The sequence below is a fragment of the Bacillus sp. FJAT-27001 genome (assembly GCF_019039175.1).
Classification (GTDB): Bacteria; Bacillota; Bacilli; order Bacillales; family Bacillaceae; genus Bacillus; species Bacillus velezensis.
In genome coordinates, this window is the sequence record NZ_JAHOAA010000009.1 from 1 (window position 1) to 16,736 (window position 16,736).

At 45.2% G+C, this 16,736-nt stretch carries 17 protein-coding genes, 1 tRNA gene, 1 other RNA gene and 1 other annotated feature; of the genes, 6 read left to right on the forward strand and 13 right to left on the reverse strand.

The genetic code is table 11. The features are described from left to right. Positions 1-221: 221 nt before the first annotated feature. The 7 genes from BGM27_RS18355 to tadA all read right to left on the reverse strand — a co-directional run bounded on the left by BGM27_RS18355 (position 222) and on the right by tadA (position 4,404). Entirely contained in the window at positions 222-485 is a 264-nt protein-coding gene (locus tag BGM27_RS18355; protein WP_003150686.1) for a pro-sigmaK processing inhibitor BofA family protein, read from the reverse strand. 60 nt (positions 486-545) lie between these two features. Further along, the gene (locus tag BGM27_RS18360) at positions 546-770 is read right to left on the reverse strand and encodes a YaaL family protein (RefSeq protein WP_007408755.1); all 225 of its coding nucleotides are present in this window, start codon (positions 768-770) and stop codon (positions 546-548) included. Positions 771-788: 18 nt separating this feature from the next. Beyond that, a complete protein-coding gene (recR, locus tag BGM27_RS18365; protein WP_003150697.1) occupies positions 789-1,385 on the reverse strand; it encodes a recombination protein RecR in 597 nt (198 codons plus the stop codon). Positions 1,386-1,399: 14 nt separating this feature from the next. Then, positions 1,400-1,723 (reverse strand): YbaB/EbfC family nucleoid-associated protein, encoded by a 324-nt coding sequence (locus BGM27_RS18370; protein WP_007408754.1) that lies wholly within the window; start codon positions 1,721-1,723, stop codon positions 1,400-1,402. 24 nt (positions 1,724-1,747) lie between these two features. Further along, positions 1,748-3,439: a DNA polymerase III subunit gamma/tau gene (gene dnaX, locus BGM27_RS18375; RefSeq protein WP_007408753.1), complete on the reverse strand. Its 1,692-nt coding sequence runs from the start codon at positions 3,437-3,439 to the stop codon at positions 1,748-1,750. 133 nt (positions 3,440-3,572) lie between these two features. Then, positions 3,573-3,837: signal recognition particle sRNA large type (gene ffs / locus BGM27_RS18380), an RNA gene on the reverse strand. Between the two features lie 84 nt (positions 3,838-3,921). Next, the gene (gene tadA, locus BGM27_RS18385; protein WP_007408751.1) at positions 3,922-4,404 is read right to left on the reverse strand and encodes a tRNA adenosine(34) deaminase TadA; all 483 of its coding nucleotides are present in this window, start codon (positions 4,402-4,404) and stop codon (positions 3,922-3,924) included. An 82-nt stretch (positions 4,405-4,486) separates the two neighbouring features. Here tadA and BGM27_RS18390 point away from each other — a divergent pair, with 82 nt between their 5' ends. From BGM27_RS18390 to dck, 4 genes are all read left to right on the forward strand, one after another. After that, positions 4,487-5,038, forward strand: coding sequence for a cysteine hydrolase family protein (locus BGM27_RS18390; RefSeq protein ID WP_007408750.1), 552 nt, complete (start codon positions 4,487-4,489; stop codon positions 5,036-5,038). 71 nt (positions 5,039-5,109) lie between these two features. Beyond that, on the forward strand, positions 5,110-6,393 hold the full coding sequence (locus BGM27_RS18395; RefSeq protein ID WP_032865225.1) for a glycoside hydrolase family 18 protein: 1,284 nt from the start codon (positions 5,110-5,112) through the stop codon (positions 6,391-6,393). Positions 6,394-6,488: 95 nt separating this feature from the next. Then, positions 6,489-7,112 carry a deoxyguanosine kinase gene (gene dgk / locus BGM27_RS18400; protein ID WP_007408747.1) on the forward strand — a complete coding sequence of 208 codons (624 nt, stop codon included), beginning with the start codon at positions 6,489-6,491 and terminating at the stop codon, positions 7,110-7,112. Next, entirely contained in the window at positions 7,109-7,762 is a 654-nt protein-coding gene (dck, locus tag BGM27_RS18405; protein WP_007408746.1) for a deoxyadenosine/deoxycytidine kinase, read from the forward strand. Before dgk ends, dck begins: the two co-directional genes overlap by 4 nt. Before the next feature lie 130 nt (positions 7,763-7,892). Here the strand turns inward: dck and BGM27_RS18410 are convergent. Further along, positions 7,893-7,985: transfer RNA gene (locus tag BGM27_RS18410), tRNA-Ser, on the reverse strand. A gap of 217 nt (positions 7,986-8,202) precedes the next feature. On the opposite strand from BGM27_RS18410, the gene BGM27_RS18415 reads away from it, so the two are divergent. After that, positions 8,203-9,348: a glycerate kinase gene (locus tag BGM27_RS18415; protein ID WP_007408745.1), complete on the forward strand. Its 1,146-nt coding sequence runs from the start codon at positions 8,203-8,205 to the stop codon at positions 9,346-9,348. 10 nt (positions 9,349-9,358) lie between these two features. Here BGM27_RS18415 and serS read toward each other — a convergent pair whose 3' ends face one another. The 5 genes from serS to guaB all read right to left on the reverse strand — a co-directional run bounded on the left by serS (position 9,359) and on the right by guaB (position 15,599). Continuing rightward, positions 9,359-10,636, reverse strand: a complete 1,278-nt coding sequence (gene serS / locus BGM27_RS18420; protein WP_007408744.1) for a serine--tRNA ligase — start codon at positions 10,634-10,636, stop codon at positions 9,359-9,361. A 54-nt stretch (positions 10,637-10,690) separates the two neighbouring features. Continuing rightward, positions 10,691-10,903, reverse strand: a binding site (T-box leader). Between the two features lie 52 nt (positions 10,904-10,955). Beyond that, on the reverse strand, positions 10,956-11,546 hold the full coding sequence (gene pdxT, locus BGM27_RS18425; protein ID WP_007615126.1) for a pyridoxal 5'-phosphate synthase glutaminase subunit PdxT: 591 nt from the start codon (positions 11,544-11,546) through the stop codon (positions 10,956-10,958). Positions 11,547-11,567: 21 nt separating this feature from the next. Continuing rightward, a complete protein-coding gene (gene pdxS, locus BGM27_RS18430; protein WP_003150714.1) occupies positions 11,568-12,452 on the reverse strand; it encodes a pyridoxal 5'-phosphate synthase lyase subunit PdxS in 885 nt (294 codons plus the stop codon). A 196-nt stretch (positions 12,453-12,648) separates the two neighbouring features. Further along, on the reverse strand, positions 12,649-13,980 hold the full coding sequence (gene dacA, locus BGM27_RS18435; RefSeq protein WP_007408742.1) for a D-alanyl-D-alanine carboxypeptidase: 1,332 nt from the start codon (positions 13,978-13,980) through the stop codon (positions 12,649-12,651). A 152-nt stretch (positions 13,981-14,132) separates the two neighbouring features. Then, entirely contained in the window at positions 14,133-15,599 is a 1,467-nt protein-coding gene (gene guaB / locus BGM27_RS18440; protein WP_007408741.1) for an IMP dehydrogenase, read from the reverse strand. A 120-nt stretch (positions 15,600-15,719) separates the two neighbouring features. Here guaB and BGM27_RS18445 point away from each other — a divergent pair, with 120 nt between their 5' ends. Beyond that, the gene (locus BGM27_RS18445) at positions 15,720-16,670 is read left to right on the forward strand and encodes a YaaC family protein (RefSeq protein ID WP_038462359.1); all 951 of its coding nucleotides are present in this window, start codon (positions 15,720-15,722) and stop codon (positions 16,668-16,670) included. Positions 16,671-16,736 lie beyond the last annotated feature (66 nt).

Genomic DNA, 16,736 nt, shown 5'->3' on the forward strand with positions numbered 1-16,736 from the left:
GTGCGATTTATTTAAAACTTTGAATTAACAGGTACGTTTTGTCTTGTTTAGTTTTCAAAGAACTTTGTCCATCGCTCTTGAAGCGACTTAATTATTGTAACATATCAGTGTCGATGTCGTCAATAACTTTTTATAATTTCTTTTTTAAGAATTCGTTTCGTCATCAGCGACGTATATTAGAATACCACCCTTGATCCAACATGTCAACAATAATCGATAAATTAAATGATGAAGCGTTTAATGACTATCAAAGCCGCGATGCCGGGAATCCCCAGAATCCCGCTGATGCCCGTTGTAATCAGGTTAACAGGGATATGAATACCGAGACTGCCTCCGAACAAGTTCACACCCACCAGCAGAATCGCACCGGCAATAAACTTAATCGCAGTCACACCAATCCATCTTAGCGGTTTTGAAGATACTCCCCATAAAAAAAGCAAAGCAACCAGACCGACAATCAAACCGATAATGAAAAAAGGCTCCATGAATCTTCCCCCTCGCTTGTTTAGTACAAGCTTATGAGAAGATCCCGGAGAATAGACCTCTTACTTCCATCTGCTCATTTTCAAATTCCGCTGCTTCGCTTCTTTCAAATAAAAAAAGTACTTAGATTCAGCGACTTTCAGCTCAAACAATACCTCAGCGGAGGGCTCGAGACTTTTCTCGACCAGACTCTTCTGTCTGTTCCATTCTTCTTTTTGTTTAAAGAGCTGTTCTATCAGCTTCTCATCAAACTCTTTTCTTAATGTATTTCTGCGAAGAAAACCCATGCCTTGCCTTTTCCTCCCTTACAATTCACGTCTTCCTTCAAGAGCTTTTGAAAGAGTGACCTCATCAGCATATTCCAAATCACCGCCGACGGGCAGACCGTGGGCAATACGGGAGAGCTTGATGCCTGAGGGCTTTAACAGCCTTGATATATACATCGCTGTTGCTTCCCCTTCAATATTAGGGTTGGTTGCGAGAATAACTTCTGTCACTTGATCATCCTGAAGACGTTTCAGCAGCTCCGGAATCTTAATATCCTCCGGGCCGATGCCATCCATTGGTGAAATCGCGCCGTGAAGAACATGATACTGGCCGTTATATTCCTTCATTTTCTCCATTGCGATCACATCCTTAGGGTCCTGCACGACACAAATAACAGACTTATCCCTTCTTGTGTCCTCACATATATAACAAGGGTCCTGATCTGTTATATGTCCGCAAATCGAGCAATATGTCAGATTCCGCTTCGCATTGACAAGCGCCTTAGCAAAATCCAATACTGTGTCTTCTTTCATACCTAGAACAAAAAAAGCCAGACGAACCGCTGTTTTCGGTCCGATCCCTGGCAATTTCATAAAGCTGTCAATCAGCTTTGATATTGGTTCAGGATACTGCATGTTTATTTATCCCCCTAGAACAAACCCGGTATGTTCATTCCTTTTGTAAATTGTCCCATTGTTTCATTCGTCATGTCATCCACTTTTTTGAGGGCGTCGTTTGTCGCAGCAAGAACCAGGTCCTGAAGCATTTCGATATCTTCCGGATCAACGACTTCTTCTTTAATGGCAATGTCTACAACTTCTTTTTGGCCGTTGACTTTTACAGTCACCATACCGCCGCCCGCTGTGCCTTCAAGCACTTTTTCAGCAAGCTCCTCCTGAGCCTTCGCCATATCCTTTTGCATTTTTTGCATTTGTTTCATCATTTTTTGCATGTTTCCCATTCCGCCACGCATATTCAATCACTCTCTTTCATCTTATTAGTCTTTTATTTCGATTAAATCCGCTCCGACAAGTTTTTTCGCCTCTGCAATCAGCGGATCTTCTTCAGCCGGTTCGTTTGATCCTTCACTTTCCTGCTGGTGATCATTTAAAAATTCTTCTCTTATTTTACCCCATTGTGCTTCCGGAACGCCAATCAAATCCATTCTTTTCCCGAGCATTGATTCGAGAATCTGTTCAAGATTCGTACGGACTCCGTTATTGTCTTCTGCAACCATTTTACAATGGATTTCGTATTTAAATTTAAGTACAAATGCCTTTTGAGCAGCAGCCACCGGTTCACTGTCATTCAACAGAGCCGCATGAGACACCTTATTCTGCTGTTTCAGGTGTGCCAGCAGCTTGCCCCAGCTGCTTTTAAGCTGTTCAAGTTCAGGTCTTGTGGCTTCCTTCAATATCTCATGAATTCTTCCGACCGGAGCTTTGTAATGGCTTTTTCCGCCTTTTTGAGGACGCGGAGCTTCTTTCGGAGCGCTTTCCATCTGAACCTTCACACCGGAGGTTTTCAGCCTTTCTACTTCCTGCTCAAGCTGCTGAATCTTATTCATCAGCATGCCGACCTCAGGGGTGTCTCCGGCGGATTGCTGTGCCGTCTGGCATATTTTCACGACAGCCACTTCAAAAAAGATTCTTGGGTGGTTCGTCCACTTCATTTCCTGATGGCTTTTATTCAGGATATCAATCATCTCATATAAAGCGGGGGCCGGTATGTCACCGCTCAGATTCCGAAACGTTTCATCGACCTTCACCTTCTCCAGGACTCCTTCTAAACCGGGAGCGGCCTGGTACAAGAGCATATCCCTAAAATAGAAAATCATATCTTCAATCAGTTTGGCCGCATCTTTCCCTTGCTGGAGCAATTCATTCAGTGTTTCCAATGCCTCGGAAACCTGTTTGCGGTGAAGAGCAGATGCCAGTTTTCCAATATAGTGCTGAGAAACGGCTCCGGTAATGAGCAATGCATCATCCACCGACAGCTCCTCGCCGCTGAATGATACGGCTTGATCGAGCAGGCTCAGCGCGTCCCTCATTCCTCCGTCCGCAGCACTCGCTATGATATCAAGGGCTCCTTCTTCCACCTTCAGCTGCTCTGCATCGACGATTGTCTTCATTCGTCCGACAATTGCTTTGGATGTAATCCGTTTGAAGTCAAAACGCTGACATCTGGAGATAATGGTTAAAGGAATCTTATGAGGCTCAGTCGTAGCTAATATGAAAATGCAATGTGCCGGCGGTTCTTCCAGCGTTTTCAGAAGCGCATTGAATGCGCCGATAGAGAGCATATGCACCTCATCTATAATATATACTTTGTAGGTGACGGCCGACGGGGCGAATTTTACTTTGTCACGGATGTCGCGGATTTCGTCTACGCCGTTATTCGACGCCGCATCTATTTCAATCACATCTGATATAGAGCCGTTTGTGATCCCCTTGCACGCCGCACATTCATTGCACGGTTCTTCTACGGGGGCGTGCTCACAGTTGACTGCTTTCGCAAATATTTTAGCTGCACTGGTTTTTCCCGTTCCCCGCGGTCCAGAAAACAGATATGCATGAGAAAATTTCTTTTGCAAAAGGGCATTTTGCAGCGTTTTCGTAATGTGTTCCTGTCCGACCACATCTTCAAACTGCTGAGGCCTAAATACTCGATATAAAGCTTGGTAACCCACAGGATGCGCCCTCCTCTGTTATTCATCATGTTTATTATACATGAACGTGCTTTTAACGCCAAAACCCGTTTTTCATATACGAAAAAACTCACCTGCCATAAACAGGTGAGTCTGAAATTTGATGATTGATTTACCGTGCACCTTCTGTCGATTCGCTACCCTAAGCGTTACTTAAGCAGTTAGCTCAGCCCAGGCAACCCTGCGGCACATGAGAGGTTTCACTTAATGCTGCTTCCTTCCGGACCTGACATGGTTCATGAATTCCCATTGCGCAGGACCCAGACGTCAACGCCACTTACTTAAGGCAGACCTTACAGTAAACGAACCTCGAGAAGGGATTCGGCCCCGCTAGAGCGGATTGCGGGTACAGGGCACCGCTACCTCCCCGCTTAGCACGGCAAAATAAATATCAAATTTTTATATGCGCACCATTCATGATGCACACATAAGTATATCTGCTTCAGGCAGAAAATGCAACCGTACTACTCAGACAACTTTTTCCTCATGTCTTTCTTTTGCCGGCGCAGCTTTCTGAAAAAAGCGCTGAGCATTTCTCCGCACTCTTCTCCGAGCACGCCGCTCACCACTTCCGCTTGGTGGTTGAACCGCTCTTCCTGCAAGAGGTTCATCAGCGTTCCTGTACAGCCCCCCTTGGGATCAAATGCGCCGAATACGACCTTATCGACTCTCGAAAGCACGACGGCTCCCGCGCACATCGGACACGGCTCCAAAGTGACATAAAGAACGGCATCCTCAAGTCTCCATGTCCCCAGCCTACGGCACGCTTCGTCTATCGCCAGCATTTCGGCGTGGGCAAGCGACCTCTGTTCAGTCTCCCGCAGATTATGCGCCCGCGCCACGATCTCATCGTGCAGAACAAGAACTGCTCCGATCGGCACTTCACCTTTCGCTTCGGCTTTCTTCGCTTCTTTTATGGCTTCTCTCATATAATATTCATCATTCATAGGTTCGAGCTCTCTTCTTAAGTTTTTTCATGTCTCATAAAGGTTAAAATAGGAATACCCCAGCAGAAAGGAGTTGCCGGTATTGTCTGAACCTAACAACACAGCCCTTCTGATTGTCGATATGATCAACAATTTTCAATTTGATATGGGCGAACGTCTTGCTGAAAAAACCAAACAAATTGTCCCCCGTATTTTATCATTAAAGAAGCATGCAAAACAAAGCAACTGGCCGATTATTTATATTAATGATCATTACGGGCTCTGGAAGGCTGATATTGATGCCATCAGGGAGGAATGCAGCAACGACAGAAGCGCCCCCATTATAAAAGAAATTTCGCCTCAGCCGGATGATTATTTTCTCATTAAACCGAAGCATTCCGCTTTTTACGAAACAGCGCTTCACACCCTTCTGACCGAATTACAAGTGAACCGATTAGTCATCACGGGGATTGCCGGGAACATTTGTGTGCTGTTCACGGCCAACGACGCCTATATGAGAGAATACAGCATTGCCATTCCGAAAGACTGCACCGCTTCCAATAACGACGAAGACAATGATTTCGCTTTGACCATGATGGAGAATGTTCTCTTCGCAGAAATAACCACGGAAAAACAAATTACCGCCGAAAAATAAACATGATCAGCCTCCTTTTTTCATATATTTGATAGCGGATATGAAAGGAGGCGTTTTTCATTCAGATCTATATAGTGAAACGGGGCGACACGCTTTCCGCTATTGCGGCGCGCTACCGGACTGCCGCAAATGTCATTGCGGAAGCAAATAAACTGCCTAATCCAAATACATTGGTTGTCGGACAAACCCTTGTCATCCCGATTGAGGGTCAATATTACGAAGTGAAACAAGGTGATACTCTCGCGGCAATCGCCGGCCGTTTTCATATATCGGCCGCGGAGCTTGCGAGGGTTAACGGAATTCAGCCCGGCACCACATTGAGAGCCGGAACCCGCCTTTACATTCCGCAGCAGGCGAATAAGCCCGATATCGAATCAAATGCATATATAGAACCGCGGGGAACGAGCGTAAGCGCTAATCTCCAACAGGCGGCAAGGGAGGCCTCTCCTTATTTAACATACCTCGGCGCATTCAGTTTTCAAGTGCAGCGGAACGGGACTTTAAAGGAACCGCCTTTGACCAATTTAAAAAGCATCAGTGACAGGCACAACACCACACTGATGATGATCATCACCAACCTTGAAAATGACGCATTCAGCGATGAACTCGGGCGGCTCATCTTGAATGACAATACAGTGAAAACAAAACTCTTTCAGGAAATCGTCTCCACGGCTAAAAAGTACGGCTTTCGCGATATTCACTTTGATTTCGAATATTTACGTCCACAGGACAGAGAAGCCTACAATCGTTTTTTACGTGAAGCGAGGACGATTTTTCATCGGGAAGGCTGGAAGATTTCAACGGCGCTTGCTCCGAAAACGAGCGCGACCCAGGCCGGCAAATGGTACGAAGCACATGACTATAGGGCACATGGAGAAATCGTCGATTTTGTCGTAATCATGACATATGAGTGGGGGTACAGCGGAGGCCCGGCTCAGGCCGTATCACCTATCGGCCCTGTAAGAAATGTCATTGAGTACGCGCTGACGGAAATGCCTTCTTCAAAAATCGTTATGGGCCAGAACATGTACGGCTACGATTGGACACTGCCTTTTAAACAGGGAACGACAGCCAAAGCCGTCAGTCCTCAGCAGGCAATCGCTCTGGCAGCACGCCATAAAGTCGACATTCAATATGACGAAACCGCCCAGGCTCCATTCTTTCGTTACACGGATGAAAATCAGAGACGGCATGAAGTATGGTTTGAAGACGCACGATCCATTCAAGCGAAATTCAATTTAATTAAAGAACTTCATTTAAGAGGAATCAGCTATTGGAAACTCGGCCTTTCTTTCCCGCAAAACTGGCTTTTGCTCAACGATCAATTTCATATTGTAAAAGAGACGTTTCGTTAATTGGAAGCGTCTTTTTTCATGGGCTTTTCTGAGAGTGTGATACAATATAAAGGCCGGCAGCTGACGGATGTTTACAGAATTAAGGAGGATTTTCAATGAACAGAGCCCCTTTTATCGCGGTAGAAGGTCCTATCGGGGCAGGAAAAACGACACTCGCTACGATGCTTTCTGAAGAGCTCGGTTTTCCTATGATTAATGAGATTGTGGAAGACAACCCTTATCTCGATAAGTTTTATGACAATATCGAGGAGTGGAGTTTCCAGCTTGAAATGTTTTTTCTATGTCACAGGTATAAACAGCTTGAAGACACCGATCGAGATTATTTAAAACAAGGACAGCCCGTTTTGTCCGATTATCATATTTATAAAAATGTTATTTTCGCAGAGCGTACATTGCACGGCCAAAAGCTTGAGAAGTATAAGCAGATTTATCATCTGCTCACTCACGACCTGCCGAAACCGAATATCATTGTATACATAAAGGCAAGCCTGCCGACATTGCTTCAACGCATTGAAAAACGCGGGCGCCCGTTTGAGAAAAATATCGAGCATCAATATCTGGAACGTCTCATTGCAGATTACGACACAGCCATCAGACAGCTTCAGGAAGAAGATCCGGATATATCTGTACTGACCATTGACGGTGATACTGAAGACTTTGTTTTGAATAAGACAGACTATGAAAGAATTGCCCGTCAGGTAAAGGAGCTTATTAAATGAAAGACATTCATATTCCAAACAACGCCATTATCACAGTAGCGGGAACGGTAGGAGTCGGAAAATCGACTTTGACCAAAGCTTTAGCAAAACGGCTCGGGTTTCATACCTCACTTGAGGAAGTGGATGAAAACCCTTATTTAGAGAAGTTTTATCACGATTTTGAACGCTGGAGCTTCCATTTGCAAATTTATTTTCTGGCTGAGCGGTTCAAAGAGCAGAAAAACATGTTTGAATCAGGCGGCGGATTCGTGCAGGACCGTTCGATTTATGAAGATACAGGCATATTCGCAAAAATGCATGCCGATAAAGGAACCATGTCGCTGACAGATTACACAACATACACAAGTCTATTTGAGGCGATGGTCATGACGCCGTACTTCCCGCATCCTGATGTTTTGATCTATTTAGAAGGCGACCTTGAAAACATTATAAACCGGATTGAAAAGCGAGGCCGCGAGATGGAGCTGCAGACAAACCGCTCCTATTGGGAAGAGATGTATACACGGTACGAAGACTGGATCAGCGGTTTTAACGCCTGCCCTGTGCTAAAAGTGCGCATTGAAGATTATGACCTTGAAGCTGATGAACAGTCACTGGAACCTTTGATCGAAAAAATCAGCCGCGTGATCAACGAAAACAGAAATAAATAAAAATAGCAAAGCGATTTTCCCCGAACAGAGAAAATCGCTTTTTTTGCATATAAAAAATCCGCTGCATCACATGCAGCGGACAAAACAATCTCCAATATATGCTCGAGTTTCATTAGGTTTAAAATCAATATGGCGGAGGAAGAGGGATTCGAACCCCCGCGGGCTTTGACACCCCTGTCGGTTTTCAAGACCGATCCCTTCAGCCAGACTTGGGTATTCCTCCGTATCGACATTTAATAATATACCACATGACCTAAATTTCAGTCAAGCGCTTTTTCATATTTTTTATTTCATTTCTTAAACAGCTTGTCCGTCAGCTTTACTATCATACAAAAGTCTTGCGTCCAATTCAACCTCAGTATGCCATACGGGCAGGAAAACACAGTAAAAATCAAGAATAGATTCAAACAGATAACCTGCTCATAAAGGTGGAGAACATAATGAAAATCATTATTGCACCGGATTCTTTCAAAGAAAGCATGACATCAAAAGAAGCCGCTGACAGCATAGAAAAAGGATTCAAAGCGGTCTTCCCTGACGCGGAATATATCAAGATACCTGCGGCCGACGGCGGAGAAGGAACCGTTCAGGCTTTGACGGATGCCACTGGCGGAAGCATCATCAAAAAAACTGTGACCGGTCCGCTGGGAACGCCGGTAAACGCCGCATATGGACTTCTGGGAGACGGACGCACGGCAGTCATTGAAATGGCGGAAGCATCGGGACTTCATCTCGTTCCCCGCCATCTCAGAGATCCGTTGAACACAACGACAAGAGGAACGGGTGAACTGATAGCAGATGCAGCTTCCCGCGGGGCGGGTGAGATCATCATCGGGCTTGGCGGGAGCGCAACCAATGACGGCGGAACAGGAATGGCGAGCGCGCTCGGTGTGCGTTTCTTAAATGAGGAAGGTCAGGAGATACCTGACGGCGGAGGCGCTCTGCACACCCTAGCTTCTATTGATATAAGCGGTCTCTCTCCTGATCTGAAACATATCCGTATCCGTGCCGCATGTGATGTCGAAAATCCTCTGACCGGTAAAAACGGCGCGTCATATGTCTTCGGCCCGCAAAAAGGGGCATCCGAGAAGACTAAAGTTGTATTGGATCGCAACTTACGCCATTTCGCTGACGTATTGAGACGTCAGCACGATATCGAAGCGGATACCGTAAAAGGCGCGGGCGCCGCAGGGGGACTCGGCGCCGGACTGATCGCTTTCTTACAGGCAGAACTTCAAAGCGGGATTGACGTTTTATTAGATACACTGTCCTTCTCAGATCAGATAAGAGGCGCTGACCTTGTCATTACCGGAGAGGGGCAGATAGACGGACAAACGATATTCGGCAAAACCCCCGCCGGGATCGCCGCACGCGCATCTGCTCAAGAAATTCCCGTTATCGCATTGGCGGGCTCCTTAGGCAAAAATTTCGAGCATGTTTACAGCGCAGGAATAACGGCTGTTTTTTCTATCGTGCCCGGCGCTGTAAGTCTTGAAGACGCCTTAGCATCCGGCCGTTTTAACCTTGAAAGCACAGCCCGGAATGCCGCCGCTCTATACCGGGCAGCAAAAAAGGCGCGCCTCTAGGGCGCACCTTTTACGGTTTGATGACTTCTTTATTTCCCATATAAGGACGAAGCACTTTCGGAATGATGACACTTCCGTCTTCCTGCTGATAGTTTTCTAAGATGGCAGCTACTGTTCTGCCGACTGCAAGACCTGAACCGTTTAATGTATGCACATGCTCCGGCTTGCCTTTCGCTTCGCGTCTGAATCGAATGTTTGCGCGTCTCGCCTGGAAGGCCTCAAAGTTACTGCAAGAAGAAATTTCACGGTATGTGTCTTGGCTTGGAATCCATACCTCAATATCGTACTTTTTCGCGGCTGTAAAGCCGAGATCACCGGTACACATGCTCATGACACGATACGGCAGTTCAAGCAGCTGAAGCACCCGCTCAGCTTGATTCGTCAGTTTTTCAAGCTCCTCATAAGAATCTTCCGGCTTCACGAATTTCACAAGCTCAACCTTGTTGAACTGATGCTGGCGGATCAAACCGCGTGTATCACGGCCGGCAGATCCCGCTTCTGAACGGAAGCAAGCGCTGAATGCGGCATAATTGATCGGCAGGTTCTCACCGGATAAGATTTCATCGCGGTGCATATTTGTAATCGGCACTTCCGCCGTCGGAATTAAGAAATAATCCTCTTCTCTGATTTTAAAAGCATCCTCTTCAAATTTAGGAAGCTGTCCCGTACCTGTCATGCTCGTACGGTTTACCATATAAGGAGGAATGACTTCCGTGTAATCATATTCATCAACGTGAAGATCCAGCATAAAGTTGTAGAGCGCGCGTTCGAGGCGGGCGCCTAATCCTTTATAAAACACAAACCGGCTGCCTGTTACTTTTGAAGCGCGTTCGAAATCAAGAATGTTTAAATGGTCTGCGATATCCCAATGCGGTTTCGGCTCATATGAAAATGCCGGCGCCTCTCCCCACTTGCGAATTTCAATGTTATCATCTTCCGTTTCCCCGACGGGCACTGAATCGTGCGGGATGTTCGGAATAGACAGAAGGATGGTTTCGAGCGTCGTTTCGACAGTACGAAGCTCTTCATCAAGCTTCTTAATTTCTTCGCCCACTTCGCGCATCTCTTTAATAATATGATCAGCGTCTTTTTTCTCCCGTTTCAAAACGGCGACCTGCTGAGATACTTCATTGCGTTTTCCCTTCAGTTCTTCTACTTTACCGATAAGCTCTCTTCTCTTTTCGTCCAACTCTTCAAACTTGTCAAAGTCAGATAAGTCTTCGCCTTTTGGAATGAGCTTCGCTTTTACCTCTTGAAAATTGGCTCTCAGCACCTTCGTATCAATCATGCCTAACAACTCCTATCTGTTTTTATCGAAAATAAAAAAGAGCCCTCATCCCCTAAAAGGGACGAGAGCTCTCGCGTTGCCACCCTGATTGAAAACAAGCTCACACTTGCTTCCCGCTTTAACACATAACGGTTTTCCCGTAAATGCCTACTAGTTTTCAGCATTTCGCTCAAGGACGGATTCGGACAGCATCTTTCACCGATTCGCACCACCCATCGGCTCTCTTTGAAAGAGAGGCTCCCTACTGCTTCCTGTCAACGCTTTTCGATCTTTATTTGTGTTTATAATGTACTATAAGTATCAGCGGTTTTCAACTGTTTTATACAGCTGTTTCCTGCTTATGCTTTTCCGCCATCTTCACAAACAGCTCTGTCACCCGGTGATCATCCGTCAGTTCAGGATGGAACGAGCAGCCGAGGAAATTCCCCTGCTTTGCAGCCACGATGCGTCCGTTATGCTCACAAAGCACTTCAACATCTTCTCCGGCTTCTAAAATATGCGGTGCGCGAATAAATACACCCGTAAACGGCTCATCAAGGCCTTTAATCGTCAGATCAGCTTCAAAGCTGTCAACCTGACGGCCAAAGGAATTACGCTCGACGACAACGTTCAACAGCCCTAGATGAGCGTTATCCGTTCCCGCTATCTCTTTGGCTAAAATAATCAGACCGGCGCATGTGCCGAACATCGGCTTGCCTTGGGCGGCAAACTCGCGAAGCGGCTCCATAAAATGATACGTATCCATTAAACGCCGCATCGTCGTGCTTTCCCCGCCCGGCAGGATTAAACCGTCGATGTCATTCAGCTGTTCAGGACGCTTAATGACTACACCTTTTGAACCACATGCTTCAATTGAACGAATATGTTCTCTTACTGCTCCTTGAAGTCCAAGTACACCAATTGTTAACATGCTTCCAGCTCTCCTATGGTTTTACCAGCCGCGTTCTTGCATACGCTGTTCCGGCAATAGATTTGAGATTTCGATGCCTTTCATTGCTGTGCCTAATTCTTTAGAAAGCTCAGCGATCAGTTTGTAGTCTGTGTAATGAGTCGTTGCTTCAACAATTGCTTTGGCAAATTTAGCAGGGTTGTCTGATTTGAAAATACCTGAACCGACAAATACGCCGTCAGCGCCAAGCTGCATCATCAATGCCGCGTCAGCAGGCGTCGCTACTCCGCCGGCAGCAAAGTTCACTACAGGCAGTTTGCCGTCACGCTTGATTTGAAGAAGCAGTTCATAAGGAGCGCCGAGGTTTTTAGCTTCAGTCATCAGCTCATCATCGCTCATCGCAACAACTTTGCGCACTTGCGCGTTTACTTTTCTCATATGGCGGACAGCTTCCACAATGTTTCCTGTTCCCGGTTCGCCTTTTGTACGAAGCATGGAAGCTCCTTCGGCGATACGGCGCGTTGCTTCGCCGAGATCACGGCAGCCGCATACGAACGGGACTGTATATTCGTTTTTATTTAAATGAAATTCTTCGTCAGCCGGAGTCAGAACTTCACTTTCATCGATGTAATCTACTCCCATTGCTTCAAGGACACGCGCTTCAACGATATGTCCGATACGCGCTTTTGCCATTACGGGAATGGATACAGCATTCATTACTTCTTCAACGATTGTCGGATCAGCCATGCGGGCAACACCGCCGGCAGCGCGAATATCAGCCGGAACGCGTTCTAACGCCATTACGGCAACAGCTCCCGCCTCTTCCGCAATCTTCGCTTGTTCAGCATTTACAACGTCCATGATGACGCCGCCTTTTTGCATTTCCGCCATGCCGCGTTTTACACGATCAGTACCTGTTTGAGCCATTATTTGGTCCCCCTAGTCAATGTATAGTTAGATAATTTCTATCTCTTATTGTATCCCAGAAATACAATATTTCATATGGGTATTCTTATTTTACAGCGAGATGAATAAGATAGATATCATTTTTTTACTAATAATTTGGTTTTTTCAGTATATTAAGCAAAAGAGCCCTAACTTTCATCAGAGCTCTTTCTTATTTCTAAAACCAGCCTGTTACCGTGTCAACGGCGCTGTTCCAGATACCGGAGAAGAATCCGCCGATGCCGCGCATCATCTGAACAAACCAGTTTGCTTTATCTACATCATTTTTCGTAACAAGATTCACGCTGAACTCTTTGGTTTTGAGGAAGCCATAGTCTTTGTCACTGCCTTTGTATGTAACTGTCAGCGTTCCGACTTTCGTTCCCTTTTTCACAGGAGCCGTGATTTCTTTTTTATCTAAAGTCACTTTGGCTTTATAGTTCTTTTCATCCCCGCTTTTCACAGGAATAGAAAGCGCCTTGTCAGTAACAATATCGACTTGCTTGTCTTTCCCTTTTTCAACGTCAATCGTTTTGTGCCCTTTTACTTGAGAGCCTTCAGGGTAAAGATCTTTCATTGAGAAATTGCTGTTAAATGCGTAATCGAGCATTTTTTTCGTTTCATCAAAACGTCCGGTATGCAGGTTGCCTTTTGCGTCTAATACAACGGTGATGACCCGCATTCCGTTCCGCTGTGCTGTGCTTGTAAAACAAGATCCCGCAGAATCAGTAGAACCCGTTTTTAAGCCGTCAACGCCAGGGTATTCAGAAACAAGACCTTTTAACATGAAGTTCCAGTTCGGCATGTCCATTTCATCATCAGTGCCGGCTCTGAATTTCGTCTTAGCGATGCTTGTTGTTTTGAGAACTTCCGGATAATCAGTGATCAGGCGGTCTGCAAGAAGCGCCATGTCTTTAGCAGAAACTTCACTTTCTTCTTTAACGCCTTCTCCTTGCGGCTGCTTGCCGTGAAGGTCTTCATTCACAAGCCCTGTGGCATTTTTAAAGTCATAGTTTGTCATGCCTAATTCTTTGGCTTTCGCATTCATTTCAGCGACAAATTTCGTTTCAGTTCCGGCAAGAATTTCGGCAACTGCAATCGCGGCTCCGTTAGCAGAGTAAATCGCCATAGCCTGATACAGTTCTTTAACCGTGTATTTGCCGTCTTTTCGAAGGGGGACGTTTGATAAACTGTTGTCTTGAGAAATTTCATAGACATAATCATCAGGAGTATACGTTTGATCCCATTTCACTTTTCCTTCTTTAATGGCTTCCAGAAGCAGATATTCAGTCATCATTTTTGTCATGCTGGCAATCGGCAGTCTTTTGTCTGCATTTTTACTGTATAAAATTTTTCCCGATGAAGCCTCAATCATTATCGCAGCTGATGCGTTGACATCAATCGGGTCATTGCCGGCTGCCTCCGCTTTAGACATTGGAACAAAGCAAGTTGCGGCCAGTGCCAGTACCACTAATGACACCAACAGCTGTTTCCATTTCGTGATGTTCAATCTTACGACCTCCGTCATTCATTTTAAATCTATAATTAAGCCGTTAAGGACATATTCAAATTCAAAACACAACAGTATAAATTTTATCACACTCGATATAAAAAAAATAGACAGAGTCAGCGACCCTGTCAAATGTTTTTTATTTGTAACAATTATGAGATTGTATAGTTTGGTGATTCTTTCGTAATTTGGACATCATGCGGATGACTTTCGCGAAGTCCGGCACCTGTCATACGGATGAATTGAGCCTCTTCTCTTAAAGCGCGCAAGTCTTTTGAACCGCAATATCCCATACCTGAACGAAGACCGCCGACAAGCTGATACACTGTTTCTTCTACAGGACCTTTGTACGGAGTCCGTCCTTCGATACCTTCAGGGACGAATTTCTTATTTTCTTCTTGGAAATATCGGTCTTTACTGCCTTTTTCCATGGCAGCGACAGAACCCATACCGCGATACACTTTAAATCTTCTGCCTTGATAGATTTCAGTCTCTCCCGGGCTTTCTGAAGTACCGGCAAGCAGGCTTCCGAGCATTACGGCATGTCCGCCTGAAGCCAACGCTTTTGTAATATCTCCGGAGAATTTAATACCGCCGTCTGCGATAATTGTCGCGCCGTGTTTTCTCGCTTCAGTGGCACAATCATAAATGGCAGTGATCTGCGGTACGCCTACACCTGCAACGACGCGTGTCGTACAGATAGAACCAGGTCCGATTCCCACTTTGACAATATTTGCTCCGGCTTCAATCAGAGCTTTTGTCGCTTCAGCCGTTGCAACATTTCCTGCGATAATGTTCAGTTCAGGATATGTTTCACGGATTTTCGCAACTGTGTTCAGTACGCCTCTGGAATGTCCGTGAGCCGTATCAACCACGATAACGTCGACATTCGCTTCAACAAGCTTGCTGACGCGTGTCATTGTATCGCCTGTCACGCCTACCGCAGCGCCGACAATAAGGCGTCCGTGTTCATCTTTAGATGAATTCGGGAATTCGATAACCTTTTCAATATCTTTGATCGTAATAAGACCCTTTAATTTGTTTTGGTCATCCACTAACGGGAGTTTTTCAATTTTATGTTTCTGTAAGATTTTTTCTGCTTCGTCTAATGTGGTTCCCACAGAAGCCGTAACCAGCTCTTCTTTTGTCATGACATCACTGATTTTCATTGAATAATCAGAGATAAAGCGAAGATCACGGTTTGTAATGATACCGACAAGCTTTTGATCGTCTTTATTATCTACGATCGGAACACCGGAAATTCTGTATTTCCCCATCAAATGCTCCGCATCGAATACTTGATGATCAGGTGTTAAAAAGAAGGGATTTGTAATAACGCCCCGTTCAGAACGTTTGACTTTGTCAACATGTTCAGCCTGCTGTTCGATGGACATGTTTTTATGGATAATGCCCAAGCCGCCCTGTCTGGCCATCGCAATCGCCATAGCTGATTCTGTTACTGTATCCATTCCCGCACTGATGACAGGAATATTAAGCTTTAACGTCTTTGTCAGTTCAACAGATAAATCCACATCACGCGGAAGTACGTCTGATTGAGCCGGTACGAGCAGTACATCATCGAACGTTAAGCCTTCTTTTGAAAATTTACTTTCCCACATTAGTAAATCCCCCTCTTTTCGGCAAAATATTATATGTAGATTATCAACTAGAAAACAGCATGTCAAGGAAGCGAAAAAGAGTTGAAATATTTAGATAAAGGAAAGGGTTTAAAAATACATATGAGAGATCATGAGTGGAAAGAGTTATCATTATTTTATTCCGTAGAATCTTCCCAGAAATTTCTAAATAAAATCTATACAGAAAGCGGTATGAAAGAACCAAAACGATATGCGTTTAAGAACAGTGAGCGCTTCATATTCTTTATCAAACACGCCGAGTCCTTTTATAAGCAGGCATCTTTTTCCCCTTTAGAAATTAAGCCTATTCTGTTGTTTTACGGGATGTCACAATTGCTGAAAGCCTGTCTTCTGACCACAGATCCAAGCTATCCAAGCCACGCCTCAGTACTCGCGCATGGCGTGACTGCCCGGAAACGCAAAAAGCAAAATTACTCCTTTAGGGATGATGAAGTGAAGGTGCAGCGCAATGGCTTATGTATTCATGTAATGAAGCACTTATTCGGGATAGCTGGTCTTGAGGAAGAACGGTACACAATGAAGAAATTGCTGACAGCCATACCTGAATTGCATACTGTCTTTTACTTCCAAGAGAAAAAGAATTGGCTGACCCGTGTAGAGCTGAAAGATGACCTTATTTCAGTGCCTGAGCATGCGGTGATTCATTACAATATGTCTGATTCCCGCTTTGCTGAATATATCAGCCATCATTTGAAGTGGTCTTTTCTGAGGAAAGACCATAACCACTTGGTTTTTGAGGCTGACCCGATAGACAGAGAACCTTGGTCTTCGCCAAATTTATTGTTTCACTTGGAGAAAAATCAATATTACATTCCCTCTCAGCGTGATCACTTCCTGCATCTTCCGGAAATGATTATTCATTATTTGGTCCTCTACAATATCGGGATGATTGCGAGATATGAAACGGAGTGGTGGTATGAACTGCTGACACAGCATGTCAGTGATGATTATGTGATGATCCGCCGGTTCTTAGAGGTCACGGAACGCAAATTTCCGTATTACGTTTCTAATTTCCTGAAGCAATACTTATAAACAAAAAAGGCAGCTCATGATGAGCTGCCTTTACCGTAATGATAGCTTGGCGGCGTCCTACTCTCA